The sequence below is a fragment of the Bacillus sp. FSL K6-6038 genome, from assembly GCF_038050455.1.
GTDB lineage: Bacteria > Bacillota > Bacilli > Bacillales > Bacillaceae_G > Bacillus_A > Bacillus_A pseudomycoides.
The window spans coordinates 2,934,223-2,953,097 of the sequence record NZ_JBBOUH010000001.1 but is presented as its reverse complement, the minus strand read 5'-3'; the positions used below and the strand labels follow the sequence as shown (position 1 = coordinate 2,953,097).

Sequence of the window (18,875 nt, the reverse complement as noted above, 5' to 3'; positions counted from 1 at the left end):
TGTACCAAGCTATATTCATTTTAAAATCTAATCGCGACAAAGAGGGATAGGTATATGAATAATGATATGAAACGATACTTAATATGCACGTTCATATTTACATGGATACTCTGGGGACTATTAATTAGCTTGATAAAATGGGACATTACCACATTCGGTACTCCATTAGCAATGACATTGTTTGTTTTCGGAGGTATCATGCCAGCAATTATTGCAATTAGTTTAAAGAAAAAATATGGATCAAGAGAGGAGTTTAGAGTTTTTATCAAAAACATTGTTAACGCTAAACATCATTTTGCATGGTATATTCTGCTCATTGTTCTAGCTTTTATTAGCTGTTATCTGCCAACGCTATTTGGTGGGGCAACGATGCAAAAGCCATTATACGTTGCATTACTTAATTTTCCAATGATGATTATTGGTGGTGGAGTTGAGGAAATCGGATGGAGGGGATTCTTGCAACCTGCACTTCAAAAAAGGTTTTCTTCATTTTTAAGCACCATGATTGTGAGCATAATATGGGCTGTTTGGCACCTGCCGTTATGGTTCATTCCAGGCACTAACCAGTCTCAAATAAATTTTATATACTTTATAATCACGATAATTGCCGTATCCTTCATATATACTACAATTTATAATGCAACTAAAAGTATTTTTATGTGTCTAGTTTTCCATGCACTTATGAATTCTTTTTGGAGCGTATACGTGCCAAATGATAAGATTTTACCAGCCTGTTCAACTCTTATCTTTGGAATTTGCGTCTTTATAGTGTATAAATTAGTGATAAAAAGAAAAAGTACTTTATTAACAGGTTAACAAAGATAAAGCAAGGAAACCTATTTCGAGTTTCCCTTCATCAAACCTTAAGTCCCCTATTAAGGGATATAACTTACCGACATGTTATATCGTGGATTTTAAATGCTGCTCTCTGGGCACAATTTTATTTTGCGAACGCTGTCTGCAGCGTGATAAAGCGATCTATTCATGATGGGAAAATGACGCAAATGGAACTCGATGTAATAGCTGATGATAAAAAGAATATTCTTGTCGGTGCAATAGAGTACATGGAATATTCTATAGAAGGAACAAACGAATGTCATACATATAATGCGGGGAATCCTCCAAAATTTGAAGGGGATCAAACGGTATATGTGCGCCATAAAGGAGAAAGGAATTTACATCCAGGTTTAACACGGATTGTTCATTTTTCAGCTAATAAATAGTTTAGAAAAGTAGTATGAAAGTAATAATGTATATCTTCTATATAAAAAGGGCTTTTATGTTATGATAAAGCTCTTTTTTGTGCGTTTATAAAAAAGTAAGTGAAATGTTAGGGGAAATCATGTTTTTTAAATCATTAGAGTCGCTTTACTACAATGAATCAAGTATACTGAGAAATGTTTCCTGAAAATAATTCAGGCTAAAAATCCATTAGGATTGTTTGGTTACTGAAGACTTTTCTAATAAAAGTGTAAGAGTTATGATTAGTGAACAGATAATGCTTGATGGATATTTGAATTACTATTTTAATTCTAGATAAAGAGTAAATAAGGAGAGTTAGTATGAATTTAGCAAAATTCCCTAGAAAAAAATATACAGAATCATATACGCCAATTGAAAAATTAAATCACTTTTCTGAAGTCCTAGGAGGACCTTCTATTTATTTTAAACGAGATGATTTACTTGGTTTAACAGCTGGTGGAAATAAAACAAGAAAATTAGAATTCCTTGTGGCGGATGCACAGGCGAAAGGTGCAGATACGTTAATTACTGCTGGCGGTATTCAGTCCAATCATTGCCGATTAACATTAGCAGCTGCGGTAAAAGAGAAAATGAAATGCATTCTTGTATTAGAAGAAGGACTTGAACCAGAAGAAAAACCAGATTTTAATGGGAATTACTTCTTATATCATTTATTAGGTGCTGAAAATGTAATCGTTGTGCCAAACGGAACTGACCTTATGGATGAGATGCAAAAAGTGGCCAAAGAAGTAACTGAAAAAGGGCATACACCATACGTCATTCCAGTTGGAGGATCCAATCCTACCGGTGCAATGGGATATATTGCATGTGCAGAGGAAATTATGGCTCAATCGTTTGAGCAAGGGATAGATTTCAATACGGTTGTTTGTGTAAGTGGCAGCGGGGGCATGCATGCTGGTTTGATCACTGGATTTTATGGAAGACAAACAGGGATTCCGGTAATTGGAATGAATGTGAGCCGCGGGAAAGCTGAACAAGAAGAAAAGGTATGTAAGCTTGTGCAAGAAACTTCAGCGCATGTTGGTATTCTAAACAGTATTCCGCGTGAGGCCGTGACATGTTTTGATGAATACGTTGGACCAGGATACGCTTTACCAACACCTGAAATGGTAGAAGCTGTTCAGCTTTTAGCAAAAACAGAAGGGGTTTTACTGGATCCAGTATATACAGGGAAAGCAGTAGCTGGACTGATCGACCTAATTCGAAAAGGTACATTTAAGAAAGAAGATAACATTCTATTTGTACATTCAGGTGGTTCTCCGGCGTTATATGCGAATACATCACTATTTTCCTAATATGTAAGAAAATCAGCACCAAAATAAGTGGTGCTGATTTTTTATGTAAGCTTTACTTGTCTGTCTTAATTAGCTATAAAGAACAAATTGCTCATCTAACCAGTTTACTATTTTTTCAATCATTGGAATTCTTATAGAATGATTGATATTTTGGTATAGCATAAATGTAATGTTAGCTGTTGTATCTTGATGGTGTGATTGTACTTTTTCACAAAATGTTTGTTGTCCAAGAGGCGAGACAACAGCATCACTTGCCCCGTGTAATAATAGTATAGGTCGATTATGAATGCGTTCGATAAATTGAATAGGATCCATTTTTCTAATCATATGAATTTCATTGGCGATATTTGAGCCTTGCTTTTGAAAAATCTCTTCAGAAGTTATCCAAGCTCCTGAGGATATGAATCCACCCATTGAACTTCCGAGAACTACAATTTTATGACCTAAGCAGTATTCACTCTCATAGATACTAGTAAATAAATCATTTATATCATGTTTAACAGTATGCAAAATGGTTTTCCAGAAATATTGTTCCATTATCGGTTTAGAAAAATGATTTTCTAAAGCTGTCCGTGAATCGTGATAAATAATTTCTGGAATAATTACGGTATATCCAAAGTTAGTTAAGATGGTACCTAAAAAGATTTGATGATAAATGCTAGATCCCCATCCATGATAGAAAACGATTGTTATTTTTTTATCCTGTTTTGTGGGCTGTAATAAGAGACCATGTATGTTTCCTAGTTGAATGTCTGTTTGATTCAATGTATCGGTTCACCTCCATAAATAAATAAGTGAGGGAATGAATGCCCTTACTGATAAAAGCTTTACTTTATCACTCCGTCTCAAAAAACTCAATCCATTCTCCATCAGGTAATGTTTCAATTTCCTCTGTTAATAAAAAAGTTACTCCTAACTTCTTCAGTCTTTCAGTTTCATCTTCTAGAGAGTCTACTTTAAAGCAAATATGGTGCACTTTTCCTTCTGTTGGAAGAGAAGGATTATAGCCTTCAATTAATTCAAGAATGGTTTCTTGTGATTCTTCTACACCTAAAAAAGCGAGTTTTAAGTTTGGATTCGGATGTCCCATGCGTTTGATAAGTTTTAGTCCAATAACTTTTTCGTAAAATGAAATAGATGTTGCTATGTTTGCAACCATAATTCCAACGTGTTCAATTCTTCTTACTGGCATGTCGATTCCTTCTTCCCATAAATTTCTTGTGTATCATAATATTGAAAATTAAGAAAATAAGCAAGATAAAAACCTTACAAATTTTATGATGTTCTATGATATAGTGAGAAAGTATGTTTGGAAAGAAGGAAGGAGACAACTCAATGAACACAACTTTACAAACTCCTTCATTAACGGAAACGATGAAAGAGTGGCATCAAGCATTAGCATATGAAATTAAACATTGGAAAACGATAGGCGGCAGTAAATTATCGATTATAAATGGCCATTTTTTATATACAGATTATGAGAGTACGGTGTATGTATTTCAGCTTATTTCGGAAGTAAGCTTACCTGATGGTACACCCATTCGGATTGAATTTGATGGTGAGGAAGCAACAGGAGAAGTGCTATCTGTACATGGATTAGAAATCGAACTGAAATTAAATGATTATATACAAGGCGAAATAAGAGAAGCGATTTTATATAGTGAACCATGGCAGTTATTAGAGCAATTGCAAGAGCGATTGAAAGAAATACGAAAAGATAAACAAAAACGTCAACGCGTAAAGCGTCTTTTAGATGGAAAAAGTACGCCAAAGCATATAGAAAAGATGAAAAATCCGAAGAATGAACTGGCATATCGTTCTTTTTATAATCCAACGACATATGTTTGGGGCCCACCGGGAACAGGAAAATCTTATAATTTATCACGTATTATTTCAGCGCACTATCAAAAAGGAAAATCAGTACTTGTACTTGCTCATAGTAATGCAGCGGTTGATGTATTAATGAGTGAGGTTACAAAGCAAATAGAAAAAAAAGAAAAATGGACACCAGGGGAAATCGTCCGGTATGGATTTAGTCAACATGAACATATACGTAATCATGAAACGTTGCTTGCTTCTAGATTAGTGGAAACAACGAATGGCTCATGGGGAGAAGAAAAGCTTTATTTAGAAGAAATGCGTCAAGATCTTCGTCAAAAAATCTTATCTTATAAGGCAACTGCTTCTGATAAAAAGCGTATGCAAGAAATTGAAGGAGATCTTAGAAAACAAAGAGCGAAAATTAAAGAAGTAGAAAGAGAATATATTGAAAATGCAAAGGTAATAGGTGCGACACTATCTAAGTGTGCAATTGATTCTCTTATTTATGAACGAACATTTGACTTAGTTGTTGTAGATGAAGTGAGTATGGCATATGTGCCACAAATCGCATTAGCTGCTTCTCTTGGTAAGCGAATTGTCGTTTGTGGTGATTTTTTACAGTTGCCACCAATTGCGATGGCAAATCATGAGCTTGTTAGAAAGTGGTTAGGAGAAGATATGTTTTATCATGCAGGGATTGTCCAATCCGTAAACAAGTGCGAGACACATCCGAATCTATTTATGCTGCAAGAACAAAGACGTATGCATGCGGATATATCTAAATTTACAAACTCATTTATTTATAAGAATAGAGTGTTCGACCATCCTTCTGTTTCGGCAAGACAAGAATTAGCGAAATTACAGCCGTTTGCAAACGAAGCGACAGCTCTGTTTGATACAAGTTTAATGGGAGCTTACTCTTTAAAAGATGCCGCTTCTGGTTCTCGTTTTAATATTATGTCCGGTTTCGTTGCAATGCAGATGATTTTAATTGGATTATTAGATGGCGTTCAATCGATTGGAGTTGTAACGCCATATCGCGCGCAGTCCCGTTTCTTATCAACATGTATAAGAGAAATATTGCAAAAAACAAAGTATCGAAATACACCTATTCTAGCAGCGACGGTTCATAAATTCCAAGGATCTGAACGCGATATGATGATTTTTGATACAGTAGATAGTTATCCGCAGGAACGTCCTGGCGTGTTATTCTTTGATCATAAGAATCATCGTCTTATAAATGTTGCGGTAACGAGAGCAAGAGGAAAGCTCATTCAGTTATCGGACTGTCAATATATGCGGAAAAATCTTTCTAGAAAACAAGCGTTATCTCACTTAACTTCTCACATAGAAAGACACGGAAATGTATATGATCGTACAACATCACGTCCATTGTTAGAACGAAAAATTACAAAACGCTTGAGATGGTTTATGCAAATGAATTTGGAAGAGACGAAAGCATTATTAAAAGACATTCTGTCAGCAAAACAAAAAATTATTATTTCGCTCCCAAGTACAAGACAAGTAGATAAAAGGGTATGGCAGGCGTTAATGCGTACAACAGCGCAGGTAACAATCTATAGCGATGGACCAATTCCATTAAAAAATGTGAGAGTACAAAGGCAAAATAAATCACTCCCATTTGTATGTATTGATGATGAGATCTTTTGGGTAGGTGCTCCGTTAACATCGCAAATGATGTTTGAAGGAAGTCCAGAATTCCCTTATATATGTGCAAGAATGCAGGCGCCTGAAACGATTGGCGTTTTAAAAGGATTTTTAGATATTCGTTAAAATCAGATCGGAATTCCTTGACATTTACTTGGAATAAAAATAGAATGAAAATAATTTAATATAATTTTATGAAAATAAAAACGATTTTCTTATCACGAGAGGTGGAGGGACTGGCCCTATGAAACCTCGGCAGCGGATTCAATATGAATACTGTGCCAATTCCAGCAAGTGAAAGACTTGAAAGATAAGAAAGAAGGTCATTTTTGAATCTGTATGTTCAAGCCTCTTTCTATCTTTTAGAAAGAGGCTTTTTTATATGCAAATTTAAAGGAGGAATGGGAAATGGGAACAAAACAAGTAACGTCACACCGAAATAGTATTACTGAAAGTATAGAAAGAAATAGAGAAAAATACTTAAAAACAAGTCATGATATACATGCGAATCCTGAAATTGGTAATCAAGAATTCTTTGCATCTAGAGCGTTAAGTTTACTTTTAGGAAGTGCAGGATTTCAGCTTCAGCACAATATCGCAGGACATGAAACAGGATTTATTGCAGGGAAAAGTTCAGGGAAACAAGGGCCGACAATTGCCTTTTTAGCAGAGTATGACGCTTTGCCTGGATTAGGCCATGCGTGTGGTCATAATTTAATTGGTACAATTAGCGTTGCAGCAGCCATTGCATTATCGGAAACAATTGAAGAAATCGGCGGTGAAATCGTTGTATTCGGAACACCAGCAGAAGAAGGTGGGCCGAATGGAAGTGCAAAAGCAAGTTATGTGAAGGCAGGTTTGTTTAACAATATTGATGCAGCACTTATGATTCACCCTAGTGGAAAAACAGCAACAACAAGTCCGTCACTCGCAGTTGATCCACTTGATTTTCATTTTTATGGAAAGTCGGCACATGCGGCTGCTTCACCTGAAGAAGGAATTAATGCATTAGACGCGGTGATTCAGCTTTACAATGGGATTAACGCACTTCGTCAGCAGCTTCCATCAGATGTGAAAATTCATGGTGTCATTACTGAGGGTGGTAAGGCACCGAATATTATTCCGGATTACGCATCAGCCCGTTTCTTTATTCGCGCAGCAACACGTAAAAGATGTGTTGAAATAACTGAAAAGGTACGAAATATTGCGCAAGGTGCAGCGCTAGCAACAGGAACAACAGTAAAAATCAATCAATTTCAAAATGAAATTGATGAATTATTAGTGACGAAGACATTTAATGAGGTGGTTGCTGAGGAATTAGAAAACCTTGGTGAAGATGTAAACCGTAAAGAGAGACTTGGAATCGGTTCAACAGATGCAGGAAATGTGAGTCAAGTCGTACCAACGGTTCATCCTTATATTAAAATTGGACCGGATAATTTAGTTGCACATACGAATGAATTTAGAGAAGCAGCTCGTTCGGAACTTGGCGATAAAGCATTAGTTACATCCGCAAAAGTATTAGCGTATGTAGCATATCGATTAATTACAGAAGAAGGAATGCTTGATCAAATTAAGGAGGAGTTTAGAGGAGCGCAGCGAAATCAGTAATGTGATTAGTATTGGAGAAGTAGTTTTCTAGAATTCTATTTAGATAAAAAAGGTTTGGAGAAATCTCTAAGCCTTTTTTAGTTATAAAAGTTGGAACTTATTATTTAGATAACTATCTCTATTGGTTCCATTGGCTTGAATTAGGGAAGAATTTAGCATTTGATAAACGAGTAGAACAAATGCTTATTTCAGCGTGTCAGAAATCAAATTGTACAACAGTTGAGATGTTGAGAAGTGCATAAAAAAGACCTCAACTAAGAGTCGATTGAGGTCGAAATATCAGTAAACTAAGTTATTTTTTAACCCTTATTAAATTGTATTTGAATAATAGCGTTATTCCTAAGTTCATTAGAAAATGTACAACAAATGGTACTAAAATATTGTTTGTTTCAAAATATATCCAACCAAAAGTCAAACTTGGAACGCTTATATTTATTAGCATTATAGGCTTTTTGAAGTATTGAGTATGAAAACCTAAGAAAAATAAAGTAGTTGTTATAATTGCAATCCATGGGTTCTCTATAAATATGAAAAGCAAATTTTGAATAATTCCTCTAAACAAAAGTTCTTCAAATAACGCTCCTAAAAACATAAAGGCAAAAATACTTAACAGTGAATACTTTTGATAACTCTTGTTTGTATCGTCAATGTATTTCGAGGGAATGTAAAGCGTTAACATTACACCAAACAAAAGTAGAGCAAACGAAGCAATAAATATATTCATTATCATTCGGATTGGTTTATCGAATGATAGGAAATTTTGAATTGTGAGTACATCATAAACCATAAGAATAAAAATGATAGCCACGCAAATGAATGTAAAAGAAGAGAATACTAAAACAGCGTCTTTTGGGTTGAAATCCTTTTTTGTTTTCTTGGTTTTGTCTTTTATATCTTTCATATCTTACCTTCTTTCCTGTGACTTTAGAATAATGAAAATACTTTACTATTTTATCAGAAGATATAATATCTACAAATAATTATTTAAAAAGCAACAATCTTTTAGAAAACAGCCTTTATTTATACCATATGATAATGGAACCTTTGTAAAGGAAAGAAAAGACGTCACCATTCAATTTTATATATTAAGGTAGAGTGTTTCTTTTTTTATTTAAGTAAAAAGCCGAAGTGCTAAAAGGAAGGAAGAAAAATTGTATCAAAATATTCTTGAAGGCTATCAAATTAGAACTGCACATAATGATGAAAGTCCTCTCATTGTTAAAATGCTAAAAGAAGTTGCACAGTGGTTAAAAGAGCAAGAAATTGACCAGTGGCAGTATCTTTTAGAAGGTGGAGATGACGAAGAGATCATTCAAGCGGTAATAAATAAAAACACTTACATCATTTTAAAGGAAAATGAAATGATAGGTACTTTTACAGTTTCTTCTGTACAAAGTGAGTCTTCTTTTTCGTATTATTGGATTTTAAGTGATAGAAAATAAATTTTAAATATTTTGATAGATAGTGCATTTTTAATTATAATACAGCTAGATACATAGAAAAGGGGAATTGTTCATGCAAATAACAAATGAACGAGCAATGTTACGATTAATAGATACAAATGATGTAGAAAAATTATTTTCAATTGTGGAAGGAAATAAAGAAATCTGGACGTATTTAATAGCTAAAATGGATAGCTATCAAGATATGGAGCGATATGTTGAAACGGCAGTAAAACGATATGAAAAGGGAACGGATTTACCATTTGTTGTGATAGATCAAAAAACGAATGAAGTTGTCGGCAGTACACGTTTGTACAATATATCAACAGAAAGCAAGACTGTTGAACTTGGTCAAACGTGGTATCATCCGAGTGTACAGAGAACGAGTATAAATACGGAATGTAAGTATATGTTATTGCAATATGCGTTTGAAGAATTACAAATGCTGCGCGTGCAAATAAAAACAGACTTGCGGAATGAAAAAGCACAACGAGCAATTGAACGGCTAGGTGCAGTAAAAGAAGGGATATTACGAAATGAGAGAAGGTTACCAAGCGGTTATATAAGGGATGCGGTAGTGTATAGCATCATTGCAAGCGAGTGGCCAATCGTGAAAGATCGATTACTGCACAAAATGGACCTGTATAAATAGGAGGCAAACATGACAAATATTGAAACAAAAAGACTAAAGATGATTCCTTTTACATTAGAACTTGTTGAGGCAACGATAAAAGGCAGAGAAGAGCTGCAAGAAATCATACCATATAAAATATCTTTAGAATGGCCAATGCCTGATTATAAAGATATTTTACCATGGGTTGCGGAAGGCTTACGGAAAAATCCAAAGCAAAGTAAGTGGAGTGGACTGATTGTTCATAAGGAAGATAATGTTATTATTGGTGATATGGGTTGTAAAGGTGCGCCCGATCCAACTGGTACAGTAGAGATCGGATATAGTATTGTACCAGAATATCAAGGGAAGGGTTATGCGACTGAAATGGCAAAAGCTTTCGTTGAATGGTTAGAACGGAATGAAGAAGTGCAAACGATTCAAGCAGATTGTTTAACGAGTAATGCCGCTTCAAGTAGAGTGTTAGAAAAAGCCGGTTTTACATGTGTGCTTGAAGAACAACATATGAAATATTGGATTGTAAAGTGAAGTGGAAGAGGTATACGTCCCTAAGAGGGAAAAAATATACCTCTTTTTCTTACAAAATGATTACTTCTTTTATATACTTTTGTTTCATCATTCCCTTCTGTGAAAAAATTCGTTACAATGGAGTTGTATGAGAAATTTTGTACATAAATTAAATTCATAAAATATGCACCACAAAAAATAGTAAATTAAAAATCCTCTATTTGAATGAAAACCCTTTATAGCACGAATCAATTGTTGAGAAAAGTGCCTTCTTTCAAATGAACTCAAATATAATGATTTAAAATAGATTATTTTTTAGAAGTATGGATAATGCACGGGGGCCAGTACAAATGAAACAAAATAAGAAAAGTAAAAAAAGAAGAGTCTTGCAAGTGTTCTTGCTCATGGTTAGTTCTATCATTCTATTTGTAAGTTATGCAGCTTACGATATTTGGAGTTATCGCTTTAAAACGGATGAGGTGGATACAGATGCTGCTATTGTACTAGGAGCAGCTTCTTGGAACGGAAAACCATCTCCTGTATTTCGTGAAAGAATCAATCATGCGATTTCTTTGTATAAGAATGGAAGTATTAAAAAAATTATTTTTACAGGTGGTACTAAATTTGAAGCAGAGCAGGAAGAAGCACGTACTGCGAAAGCGTATGCATTAAAGCATAACGTAAAGGATGAAGATATATTAATTGAAACACAGTCGCGTTTTACAGAAGATAATTTAAAGAATGCGAAACAGGTTGGAATTGATAATGGCTTACATACGTATACGATTGTAAGTGATCCTCTTCATATGAAGCGAGCGATGAGAATAGCGAAGCATATTGGGATAGATGCATATGCATCACCAACGCCAACATCAGCATATAAAACATTAGATACGGAAATTCCATTTTTCTTTAAAGAATTATGTTCTTATATTGGATATGTTGCATCGTTACCTTTGCGTATATTGAAAGGTGATTAAAAAATAAAGAAAAGGATAGACAAAGGTAGAGTGGTTCTACGGAGTCTATCCTTTTTTTATGCAAATATGCTTTGGATTTTCTATAACTTTACAAATTATAGAAAAAACTTTCAATAAAAACCTTGTATTTTCATCGGAATAGTGACACAATAGAATGCATAATCAAATATAATCTTATCGAGAGAAGTGGAGGGAACGGCCCAATGAAGCTTCAGCAACCTATCTGTAATAAAAAAGGTGCTAATTCCGAGTAGATAAGAAGGAAAAGAGATGACAACCTTCTTAATATGTAAGGTTGTTTTTTAGTAGGAGGAGAAGGGATGAAACGTTTATTTTTTGCACTTGTAAGTATTGTATGTAGTTTATTTATCATTACGGGTTGCACGCAGACATCAGGGGGCGATCAAAAAGAAATTCGTTTAGGTTTTACACCTGGTCCATACAGTGATCAAGTGAAAAAAGCGGTACAACCGTACTTAGAGAAAAAGGGGTACAAAATTAAAATTGTTGAGTTTAATTCACCAAACGAAACAAATCCAGCATTAACGAATAAGGATATTGATGCAAATATATTTCAAAGTACTGCTTTTATGAAGTCTTACGCAAAAGAAAATAATGCGAAAATTTCAAGTATTATTCAAGTTCCATCAGCACCTCAAGGTGTATACTCTGAAAAACATAAATCATTAGATGATTTGAAAGATGGAATGAAGATTGGGGTACCAAATGATCCAGTTAATTTAGAACGGGCATTACGTATTTTAGAAGGGATTGGCTGGGTGAAATTAAAAGAAAATGTAAATATTTTAACAATTTCCGAAAAAGATATAACGTTTAAAAAGAAAGATTTCAAATTAGTACCACTTGAATCACCACAAATCCCAAGGGCAATGAAAGATTTAGATTACGGCATTATTAACGGAAATCTTGTCATTTCATCTGGACATAAGTTAAAAGAGGCACTGGAATTAGAAAAAACACCTTCACAACATAGAATTATTGTTACGGTTCGTGATGAAGATAAAGAAAAACAATTTGCGAAAGATTTAATTGAAGCATACCATTCACCAGAGTTCAAAAAGATGATTCAGTCTGAAGAACAATTTGAAGGGTTTGTGCTTCCTGACTACTTAAAGTAAAGGAGATCTTGACATGACATTATCATTTATAGAAACAGAAGAACAAGTTCTCGTATTGGAGAAGATAACAGAATTCATTCCGCAATTTGCAGGAAGGGAACATCAACTGAGCGAACTAGGCTCTTTTCCTTTTGAAAATATTAAAGACTTACAAAGTATTGGTTATACAAAGTTAACTCTTCCCAAGGATTTTGGTGGGAAGGCAATTTCATTATATGATTTTGTTTTATTTCAAGAGAAGATTGCAGAGGGAGATGGAGCAACAGCTTTGTCTATTGGATGGCATCTTGGAATTGTGAAGGAACTTGCGGAAAATCGCTCATGGAAACCTGAGATGTTTTCTTGGTTTTGTGAAGAAGTAAAAAAAGGCGCCCTTTTTAACAGGGCGGCAACTGAACCGAAGACAGGGAGTCCTACTCGGGGAGGAAAACCAGAAACATTAGCTGTACAAAAAGGCGATAAGTGGATTATAAACGGAAGAAAAACGTTCACAACGATGGCGCCAGTACTTGATTATTTCATCATATCTGCAAGCATTGAAGGGCGAGATGAGATAGGAGAATTTGTGATTCCAAGACACGAAAAGGGTGTGTTGATTGAAGAGACATGGGATAGTGTTGCGATGCGTGGAACGGCTAGCCATGATCTTGTATTACAGAATGTTGAAATCCCGCATAAATTTTTTACAGATGTAAAAGGTTCACAGGCGAAACCGAAAGGAATTGGATGGTTACTTCATATACCAGCATGTTATTTAGGGATTGCGCAGGCTGCAAGAAATTATGCGATTGATTTTGCGAAAGCATATCAACCGAATAGTTTAAATCACCCAATTAGTTTGCTTCCAAACGTTAGAAGATTAGTAGGCGAATTAGAGCTGGAACTCTTGCAAGCTCGTACTTTTTTATACCAAGTTGCGAAAAAATATGATGAGGTGGAAAATAAACAATCTTTACAAGCGGAATTAGCAGCAGCGAAATATATTGCGACGAATGCGGCGATATCAATTGTTGATAAGGCAATGAGAATTGTAGGGGCAAAAAGCTTATCTGAAAAGAATCCACTGCACCGCTATTATTTAAATGTTCGCGCTGGTTTACACAATCCACCGATGGATGATATAACACTCTCATTACTAGCAGATGATGCGTTTAAATCAATTGAAAAGGAGTGAGTGAAAATGATAACGTTATGCGATATCAATAAAACGTTTCAGACGAAAGAAGGTTTATTTCACGGTGTAAAATCAGTCTCTTTGCAAATTGAGGAACATGATATATATGGAATTGCTGGATTAAGTGGTGCTGGAAAGTCTACATTATTACGTACAATGAATTTATTGGAAAAACCAGATTCAGGTGCAGTTATTGTAAATGGAAAAGATTTAACAAAGTTATCCAAGAAAGATTTACGAACAGCAAGACAGTCAATTGGTATGATTTTTCAGCATTTTCATCTTCTTCATAATAAAAACGTATCGGATAATATTGCTTTACCATTAGAATTGAAATCAGTTTCAAAAGAAGAGAGAGAAAAACGTGTAAGAGAGTGTTTGGAGATTGTTGGCTTAAGTGATAAAGCGCATCATTTTCCTTCTCAACTAAGTGGTGGACAAAAACAGCGTGTTGCGATTGCTCGTGCATTAGCAAATGATCCCAAGGTATTGCTTTGTGATGAACCGACATCGGCACTCGATCCGAAAACGACACGATCTATTTTGCAATTTTTACAAAAGATAAATAAAGAGTTAGGAGTTACAATCGTAATTGTAACGCATGAAATGAATGTAATTAAACAAATTTGTAATAAAGTAGCGGTGATGGAAGAAGGAGAAGTTGTTGAATCTTTCCACTTACGTGACCAACATCTAAAACCAACAACAGAAATTGCAAAACTTCTATTAGGTGTAGAACAAGAGAGGGGCATTGCACATGTTCAATAATGTTATCCCACTGCTTCCAGAGATTTGGACATCACTTTTACAAACATTATTAATGGTTGGACTTTCAGTTGGAGCAGCAATTATTTTAGGTGTTCCTTTAGGTGTAATTTTATATTTTACAAGTAAAGGACAAATTTTGGAACAAAATATTGTCCATCGTATTTTAAACGGCATTGTAAATATTATTCGCTCATTTCCATTTATCATTTTACTAGTGGCTCTTGTACCACTTACAAGAACCTTATTAGGAACTACAATTGGTCCAATCGCTGCAACGATTCCTTTATCAGTAGCAGCCATTCCCTATTTTGCGAGACTCGTAGAGCAAGCATTACGCGAGGTTCCAAAAGGTGTAATTGAAGCTGCTGAGGCAATGGGAGCGACGCCACTGCAAATTGTGTGGAAAGTATTGCTCGTTGAAGCGCGTTCAGGCCTTGTATTAAGCTTAACAGTTTTAACAGTAAGTTTTATTTCCTACTCAGCCATGGCAGGTGTTGTTGGCGGAGGCGGTGTCGGCGATTTAGCAATTCGTTTTGGATATTATCGTTTTCAAACAGACGTTATGATTGTTACGGTACTTATGCTTGTTATTCTCGTTCAATCTGTTCAATTCATTGGGAATAGGATTGCTGCAAAAATTGATAAACGGTAAGTATGAAAACAGGCTTCGGTATACAGCGGAGCCTTTTATAGTGAAAGATGAATTGCTGAGGGTATTCTGCTAAGTTCAAACAATCAGTGTAGTTCATAATGAATCAGAGGTAGATGTGTGGGAAATTAGCCCTATCGATATAGATATGAGAGAATGTAGGAGATCTAAATAGGGAATATATATTTTAAAGGGGGAATAACAGTGGCGGAAATTAAATTTGATATTAAAGAAATTTTTGGAACTTTATCACAGTCACCTAAAGGCTGGAATAAAGAGCTCAATTTAATCAGTTGGAACGGAAAAGAGCCAAAATATGATCTGCGTGATTGGGCACCAGAGCATGACAAAATGGGAAAAGGTGTTACATTGACGGTTGAAGAGTTAAAGGCATTAAAAGATATTTTAAATCGTATGGAGTTATAAAGTAAAACTTTAATCAGTGGGGGGGCTATCCCCACTGATTATCAGCCCTCATCAATCGGGCTTTTACGGACAAGTTCATCTCCCATCTAACTCCTTTGCTTTTACTGAATTTTGAGGCGGGAGTGTTACTGTCCGTTAATGCGGGATAAAAACGAAATGATTTGTGCAGAGAAAACCACTTTTGAATCATTATTTCAAAAGTGGCTTTTTGTATATATAGCATTTCATTTTAGAATTATTTTTGTATGGACGTATATGTCGGAAAAGACTATATAATCTTTACCTCTTTATCTTCTTTCTTGTGATGTTCAGGTACATAGATATATTGGGATACGATAAGGAGAACGCTTATAAAAAATATAGGGAACATACTTGATATAAATAGACCATCGATCTTTAAATTAGTGATTAGACAAACGATAATAATGAGTGATGTAAATAGATGAGAAATGTGTTTTCTTAATCGTATTTTATATACCTCTCGCAATATTTCACAGCATACAAATAGGATGAGCATACTTAAAAAAATTACATTTGTATCATAAATAATGAAACAACAGATTAGGCCGAAAAAAGCTAGGTATTCAATGAGTAATGGAATATTACGTAGCATAAGATGTTACCGTACTAAGTAAGGAAGTGGATCAACGGCATTTGTTTTTTCAAAATTCCATTCCCCATTATGTAATTCGAAATGAAGATGTTGCCCAGTTGAATGTCCAGTATTCCCCATCTGCCCCAACACTTGTCCAGTTTGAACGCGATCTCCAGCTTGTACAGATCGGTTTTTCATATGTGCATAAACAGTTGTATATAATTTTCCTTTTATGTAATGAGTGACGAATACGACGTTTCCGTAGCTGCTAGAATAGTAGGATTTGATAACTTTTCCAGCAGCTGCAGCACGAATAGGCTTATCTCCAGTTGCCGTAAAATCGACACCATAATGCATTTGCCCCCATCTGACTTCGAAGTTTGAGCTAACTTGTCCTTGTGTTGGAAATTTAAAAACAGCAGGTATTGAAGGTGACGCAGACTGTTCTTGTTGTTTATTTTGTAATACATATTGCTTTGCAACATATCCATATCCAGAGCCAAAACGAATTTTATACCATGTACCTACTGTGCCTACTACTTGTATTTGTGTCCCATTTTGCAAGGAACCAATAACAGCAGTATTTGTTCCTGCACCATTTCTTACCCTTAGTTTAGGCGTTGCAACATAATAAGAATTATTTTGTATAGTGATTCCTTTAACGAATGGTTGTGAGTTATGTGATACAAATTCTTTTTTTACATATCCTATTTTTCCGTTGTAAGAGATGAGATACCAGTCATTAAGTGTTTCTTGAACGGAGATAAATGTCCCGTTTGGTAATACGTCAAGGATGGATGATTGTATACTTGGTTCTGAACGAAGGTTTAAAGCGCTTGCATTTACGATATGTTGGTTACGCTGTTGATTTAATTTTGTCAACGACAAATTAGATTTTTGTATGTAACCAATTTTGTTTTGAGCGTTTACTTTATACCAGTCACGTGTAGTTTCGAGAATGGTAACAGGTGTATTGTATGAAATACTGCCAAGGGAATCACCATTTGTTGTATTTTCTTGATATAGTTGGACTTTATCAAGTTTTACATATCCGATTTTTACGTTGTTTTTTGGTTGTACAGCAGCTGTTTTCATATCCGCTTCAGTAATTGATGGGAGAAGAGAAGTGACTGCGACAGTTGCTGCTGTCAATGTTGTAACTTTCATATTCATCGTATAATGAGCCCCCCTGTATAATTTGTGGTAAAATTTAGAATTATATTACAAGAATAACAGAAATATAAAGAATATGGAAATAAATGAAAGAGATTTTTGTTTTTCTCAACATAAGATTTATTTGTACGATAATATTTGATGGTTTAAATGAGGCGTGGAAATTATCCGATATTTTCTAGGAAGATTAACTGCTTTATAGAATTCACAGACTTCATGTGATAAACGTAACAATTTTGAGAAAATAATGAATCTGTTAAGGAGTTTCGAAATCTTTCTTTTCAATTCCTTTTTTTATGTTTTATATGAGAAACCTAGGTTTCTTATTTATGCTGCGGTATAATAATGTGGAAAAAGTACGAAAAGAGGTAGTTTCATGCTCGAAGTCATTGCAACTTGTTTAGAAGATGTGAAGCAAATTGAAAAAGCTGGTGGAAATCGAATTGAGTTAATTTCAGCATATACAGAAGGTGGATTAACGCCAAGTTATGCTTTTATAAAAAAAGCGGTGAAAGTAGCAAACATACCTATCCATGTTATGATTCGTCCCCATGCTAAGTCATTTATATATACAACAGAAGAAATCGAAATGATGAAAGAAGATATTTTAATTGCACAAGAACTTGGTGCAGCAGGTGTTGTTTTAGGTGTATTAAATGAGCAGAATCAAGTTGATGAAAAAAAATTAGCTAATTTATTATCTGTTGTAGATGGGATTAATATCACATTTCATCGTGCGATAGATGAAGTGGATGATCTTATTGGTGCAGTTAAAATATTACGTAATTTTGAAAAGATAACTCATATTTTAACTTCTGGTGGTCAAGGGACGATAGAGGAAAATATACCTGTACTTCATGAAATGCAAAGAGTAAGTAAAGGGGATATCCAGCTCATTGTTGGAAGTGGTGTGACAAAAGAAAATATAAAGCGACTATTGAACGAAACAGGAATTTCAGAAGCACATGTTGGTACTGCAGTCCGAGAAGGTAAATCTTGTTTTGCTGAAGTAGATCAAAAATCTGTACAAGATCTAGTGGTATTAACAAAATCATTATAATACTAGAGAAGAGGGAAAAAGATGGAGAAAAGCAAGAAAAAAGAAATCGTTTCATGGGTTAAAACAATAGGGATTACACTAGGAATCGCTTTAATTGTACGTGGTATTTTATTTACTCCTTCACTCGTACAAGGTGAGTCTATGATGCCTACTTTAGAAAATAACGAGCGTGTCCTCGTCAATAAAATTGGTTTTAATGTACAAGGATTAAATCGTTTTGATATTATTGTTTTTCATGGAAAAGAAGGATATGATTTAGTGAAGCGAGTAATTGGCTTACCAGGAGATACGATTGAATATAAAAACGACGTATTGTACGTGAATGGAAAAGCGGTTGATGAACCATATTTAGCAGATTATAAGGACGAGGTATCGAAAGGGAAATTAACTCCTGATTTTACATTAGAACAAAAAACTGGGAAAACAAAAGTTCCAGAAGGTCAAGTGTTTGTGTTAGGAGATAATCGTCAAGTTTCAAAAGATAGTCGCATGTTTGGTTTTGTTTCTGAAGATCAAATTGTCGGAAAAGGTGAAGCGGTATTTTGGCCGTTGCAACAAGTGAGAGCATTGCATTAAAGAGAGAGTTTACGTATACGCGTTAAAAAAGCATTGAATTTTACTTTCAATGCTTTTTTTATTTGAGAAAAATATTGTTTAAATAGAAAGAATATTT

The 18,875-nt window shown here is 34.8% G+C and carries 19 protein-coding genes, 2 pseudogenes and 2 riboswitches; of the genes and pseudogenes, 17 read left to right on the top strand and 4 right to left on the bottom strand.

Annotated features, from left to right (window positions below):
- Positions 1-54: 54 nt before the first annotated feature.
- The 3 genes and pseudogenes from NSQ40_RS15375 to NSQ40_RS15365 all read left to right on the top strand — a co-directional run bounded on the left by NSQ40_RS15375 (position 55) and on the right by NSQ40_RS15365 (position 2,558).
- Complete coding sequence (locus tag NSQ40_RS15375) at positions 55-816, top strand: CPBP family intramembrane glutamic endopeptidase (protein ID WP_003207597.1); 762 nt, start codon at positions 55-57, stop codon at positions 814-816.
- A 155-nt stretch (positions 817-971) separates the two neighbouring features.
- A pseudogene (locus tag NSQ40_RS15370) lies at positions 972-1,223 on the top strand (DUF4073 domain-containing protein); the annotation flags it as partial.
- 339 nt (positions 1,224-1,562) lie between these two features.
- Complete coding sequence (locus NSQ40_RS15365; protein WP_003207601.1) at positions 1,563-2,558, top strand: D-cysteine desulfhydrase; 996 nt, start codon at positions 1,563-1,565, stop codon at positions 2,556-2,558.
- A 69-nt stretch (positions 2,559-2,627) separates the two neighbouring features.
- Here NSQ40_RS15365 and NSQ40_RS15360 read toward each other — a convergent pair whose 3' ends face one another.
- Both NSQ40_RS15360 and NSQ40_RS15355 read right to left on the bottom strand, forming a co-directional pair.
- On the bottom strand, positions 2,628-3,323 hold the full coding sequence (locus tag NSQ40_RS15360; RefSeq protein WP_097787345.1) for an alpha/beta hydrolase family protein: 696 nt from the start codon (positions 3,321-3,323) through the stop codon (positions 2,628-2,630).
- A gap of 70 nt (positions 3,324-3,393) precedes the next feature.
- Positions 3,394-3,750, bottom strand: coding sequence for a VOC family protein (locus NSQ40_RS15355; RefSeq protein ID WP_258248331.1), 357 nt, complete (start codon positions 3,748-3,750; stop codon positions 3,394-3,396).
- Between the two features lie 113 nt (positions 3,751-3,863).
- Between NSQ40_RS15355 and NSQ40_RS15350 the strand changes: the two genes are divergently transcribed.
- The 3 genes and pseudogenes from NSQ40_RS15350 to NSQ40_RS15340 all read left to right on the top strand — a co-directional run.
- Positions 3,864-6,173, top strand: a complete 2,310-nt coding sequence (locus NSQ40_RS15350) for an AAA domain-containing protein (RefSeq protein WP_141521843.1) — start codon at positions 3,864-3,866, stop codon at positions 6,171-6,173.
- An 86-nt stretch (positions 6,174-6,259) separates the two neighbouring features.
- A riboswitch (SAM riboswitch) is annotated at positions 6,260-6,364 on the top strand.
- Positions 6,365-6,455: 91 nt separating this feature from the next.
- Entirely contained in the window at positions 6,456-7,658 is a 1,203-nt protein-coding gene (locus NSQ40_RS15345; protein WP_098101192.1) for a M20 family metallopeptidase, read from the top strand.
- An 89-nt stretch (positions 7,659-7,747) separates the two neighbouring features.
- Positions 7,748-7,900 (top strand): annotated as a pseudogene (locus tag NSQ40_RS15340) (IS1595 family transposase); the annotation flags it as partial.
- Positions 7,901-7,950: 50 nt separating this feature from the next.
- Here the strand turns inward: NSQ40_RS15340 and NSQ40_RS15335 are convergent.
- Positions 7,951-8,559 (bottom strand): CPBP family intramembrane glutamic endopeptidase, encoded by a 609-nt coding sequence (locus NSQ40_RS15335; RefSeq protein ID WP_018766822.1) that lies wholly within the window; start codon positions 8,557-8,559, stop codon positions 7,951-7,953.
- 250 nt (positions 8,560-8,809) lie between these two features.
- On the opposite strand from NSQ40_RS15335, the gene NSQ40_RS15330 reads away from it, so the two are divergent.
- The 9 genes from NSQ40_RS15330 to NSQ40_RS15290 all read left to right on the top strand — a co-directional run bounded on the left by NSQ40_RS15330 (position 8,810) and on the right by NSQ40_RS15290 (position 15,374).
- Positions 8,810-9,100, top strand: a complete 291-nt coding sequence (locus tag NSQ40_RS15330) for a hypothetical protein (RefSeq protein ID WP_003198475.1) — start codon at positions 8,810-8,812, stop codon at positions 9,098-9,100.
- A gap of 73 nt (positions 9,101-9,173) precedes the next feature.
- The gene (locus tag NSQ40_RS15325) at positions 9,174-9,752 is read left to right on the top strand and encodes a GNAT family N-acetyltransferase (protein ID WP_003198477.1); all 579 of its coding nucleotides are present in this window, start codon (positions 9,174-9,176) and stop codon (positions 9,750-9,752) included.
- A 9-nt stretch (positions 9,753-9,761) separates the two neighbouring features.
- The gene (locus NSQ40_RS15320; protein ID WP_003198479.1) at positions 9,762-10,259 is read left to right on the top strand and encodes a GNAT family N-acetyltransferase; all 498 of its coding nucleotides are present in this window, start codon (positions 9,762-9,764) and stop codon (positions 10,257-10,259) included.
- A 329-nt stretch (positions 10,260-10,588) separates the two neighbouring features.
- Entirely contained in the window at positions 10,589-11,218 is a 630-nt protein-coding gene (locus tag NSQ40_RS15315; protein ID WP_018766823.1) for a YdcF family protein, read from the top strand.
- A gap of 171 nt (positions 11,219-11,389) precedes the next feature.
- Positions 11,390-11,479: riboswitch (SAM riboswitch) on the top strand.
- A 59-nt stretch (positions 11,480-11,538) separates the two neighbouring features.
- The gene (locus NSQ40_RS15310; protein WP_003207619.1) at positions 11,539-12,357 is read left to right on the top strand and encodes a MetQ/NlpA family ABC transporter substrate-binding protein; all 819 of its coding nucleotides are present in this window, start codon (positions 11,539-11,541) and stop codon (positions 12,355-12,357) included.
- A gap of 13 nt (positions 12,358-12,370) precedes the next feature.
- Positions 12,371-13,531 (top strand): acyl-CoA dehydrogenase family protein, encoded by a 1,161-nt coding sequence (locus NSQ40_RS15305; protein WP_003198488.1) that lies wholly within the window; start codon positions 12,371-12,373, stop codon positions 13,529-13,531.
- Positions 13,532-13,537: 6 nt separating this feature from the next.
- A complete protein-coding gene (locus NSQ40_RS15300; RefSeq protein WP_050775672.1) occupies positions 13,538-14,299 on the top strand; it encodes a methionine ABC transporter ATP-binding protein in 762 nt (253 codons plus the stop codon).
- Positions 14,289-14,951 (top strand): methionine ABC transporter permease, encoded by a 663-nt coding sequence (locus NSQ40_RS15295; protein WP_033796256.1) that lies wholly within the window; start codon positions 14,289-14,291, stop codon positions 14,949-14,951. The genes NSQ40_RS15300 and NSQ40_RS15295 overlap by 11 nt, the downstream gene beginning before the upstream one ends.
- A gap of 201 nt (positions 14,952-15,152) precedes the next feature.
- On the top strand, positions 15,153-15,374 hold the full coding sequence (locus tag NSQ40_RS15290) for a YdbC family protein (protein ID WP_003198493.1): 222 nt from the start codon (positions 15,153-15,155) through the stop codon (positions 15,372-15,374).
- 619 nt (positions 15,375-15,993) lie between these two features.
- Here the strand turns inward: NSQ40_RS15290 and NSQ40_RS15285 are convergent.
- Entirely contained in the window at positions 15,994-17,142 is a 1,149-nt protein-coding gene (locus tag NSQ40_RS15285; protein ID WP_003198495.1) for an SH3 domain-containing protein, read from the bottom strand.
- Between the two features lie 376 nt (positions 17,143-17,518).
- Between NSQ40_RS15285 and NSQ40_RS15280 the strand changes: the two genes are divergently transcribed.
- Both NSQ40_RS15280 and lepB read left to right on the top strand, forming a co-directional pair.
- A complete protein-coding gene (locus tag NSQ40_RS15280) occupies positions 17,519-18,202 on the top strand; it encodes a copper homeostasis protein CutC (RefSeq protein WP_003198497.1) in 684 nt (227 codons plus the stop codon).
- Positions 18,203-18,223: 21 nt separating this feature from the next.
- Complete coding sequence (gene lepB / locus NSQ40_RS15275) at positions 18,224-18,778, top strand: signal peptidase I (protein ID WP_003207624.1); 555 nt, start codon at positions 18,224-18,226, stop codon at positions 18,776-18,778.
- Positions 18,779-18,875: the final 97 nt, after the last annotated feature.

Coding starts and splice junctions, on each gene's coding strand:
- NSQ40_RS15300 (WP_050775672.1), top strand. CDS start 13,538: ATGATAACGTTATGCGATATCAATAAAACGTTTCAGACGAAAGAAGGT.
- NSQ40_RS15285 (WP_003198495.1), bottom strand. CDS start 17,142: ATGAATATGAAAGTTACAACATTGACAGCAGCAACTGTCGCAGTCACT.
- NSQ40_RS15355 (WP_258248331.1), bottom strand. CDS start 3,750: ATGCCAGTAAGAAGAATTGAACACGTTGGAATTATGGTTGCAAACATA.
- NSQ40_RS15310 (WP_003207619.1), top strand. CDS start 11,539: ATGAAACGTTTATTTTTTGCACTTGTAAGTATTGTATGTAGTTTATTT.
- NSQ40_RS15280 (WP_003198497.1), top strand. CDS start 17,519: ATGCTCGAAGTCATTGCAACTTGTTTAGAAGATGTGAAGCAAATTGAA.
- NSQ40_RS15320 (WP_003198479.1), top strand. CDS start 9,762: ATGACAAATATTGAAACAAAAAGACTAAAGATGATTCCTTTTACATTA.
- NSQ40_RS15335 (WP_018766822.1), bottom strand. CDS start 8,559: ATGAAAGATATAAAAGACAAAACCAAGAAAACAAAAAAGGATTTCAAC.
- NSQ40_RS15375 (WP_003207597.1), top strand. CDS start 55: ATGAATAATGATATGAAACGATACTTAATATGCACGTTCATATTTACA.
- NSQ40_RS15325 (WP_003198477.1), top strand. CDS start 9,174: ATGCAAATAACAAATGAACGAGCAATGTTACGATTAATAGATACAAAT.
- NSQ40_RS15345 (WP_098101192.1), top strand. CDS start 6,456: ATGGGAACAAAACAAGTAACGTCACACCGAAATAGTATTACTGAAAGT.
- NSQ40_RS15315 (WP_018766823.1), top strand. CDS start 10,589: ATGAAACAAAATAAGAAAAGTAAAAAAAGAAGAGTCTTGCAAGTGTTC.
- NSQ40_RS15350 (WP_141521843.1), top strand. CDS start 3,864: ATGTTTGGAAAGAAGGAAGGAGACAACTCAATGAACACAACTTTACAA.
- NSQ40_RS15305 (WP_003198488.1), top strand. CDS start 12,371: ATGACATTATCATTTATAGAAACAGAAGAACAAGTTCTCGTATTGGAG.
- NSQ40_RS15295 (WP_033796256.1), top strand. CDS start 14,289: ATGTTCAATAATGTTATCCCACTGCTTCCAGAGATTTGGACATCACTT.
- lepB (WP_003207624.1), top strand. CDS start 18,224: ATGGAGAAAAGCAAGAAAAAAGAAATCGTTTCATGGGTTAAAACAATA.
- NSQ40_RS15365 (WP_003207601.1), top strand. CDS start 1,563: ATGAATTTAGCAAAATTCCCTAGAAAAAAATATACAGAATCATATACG.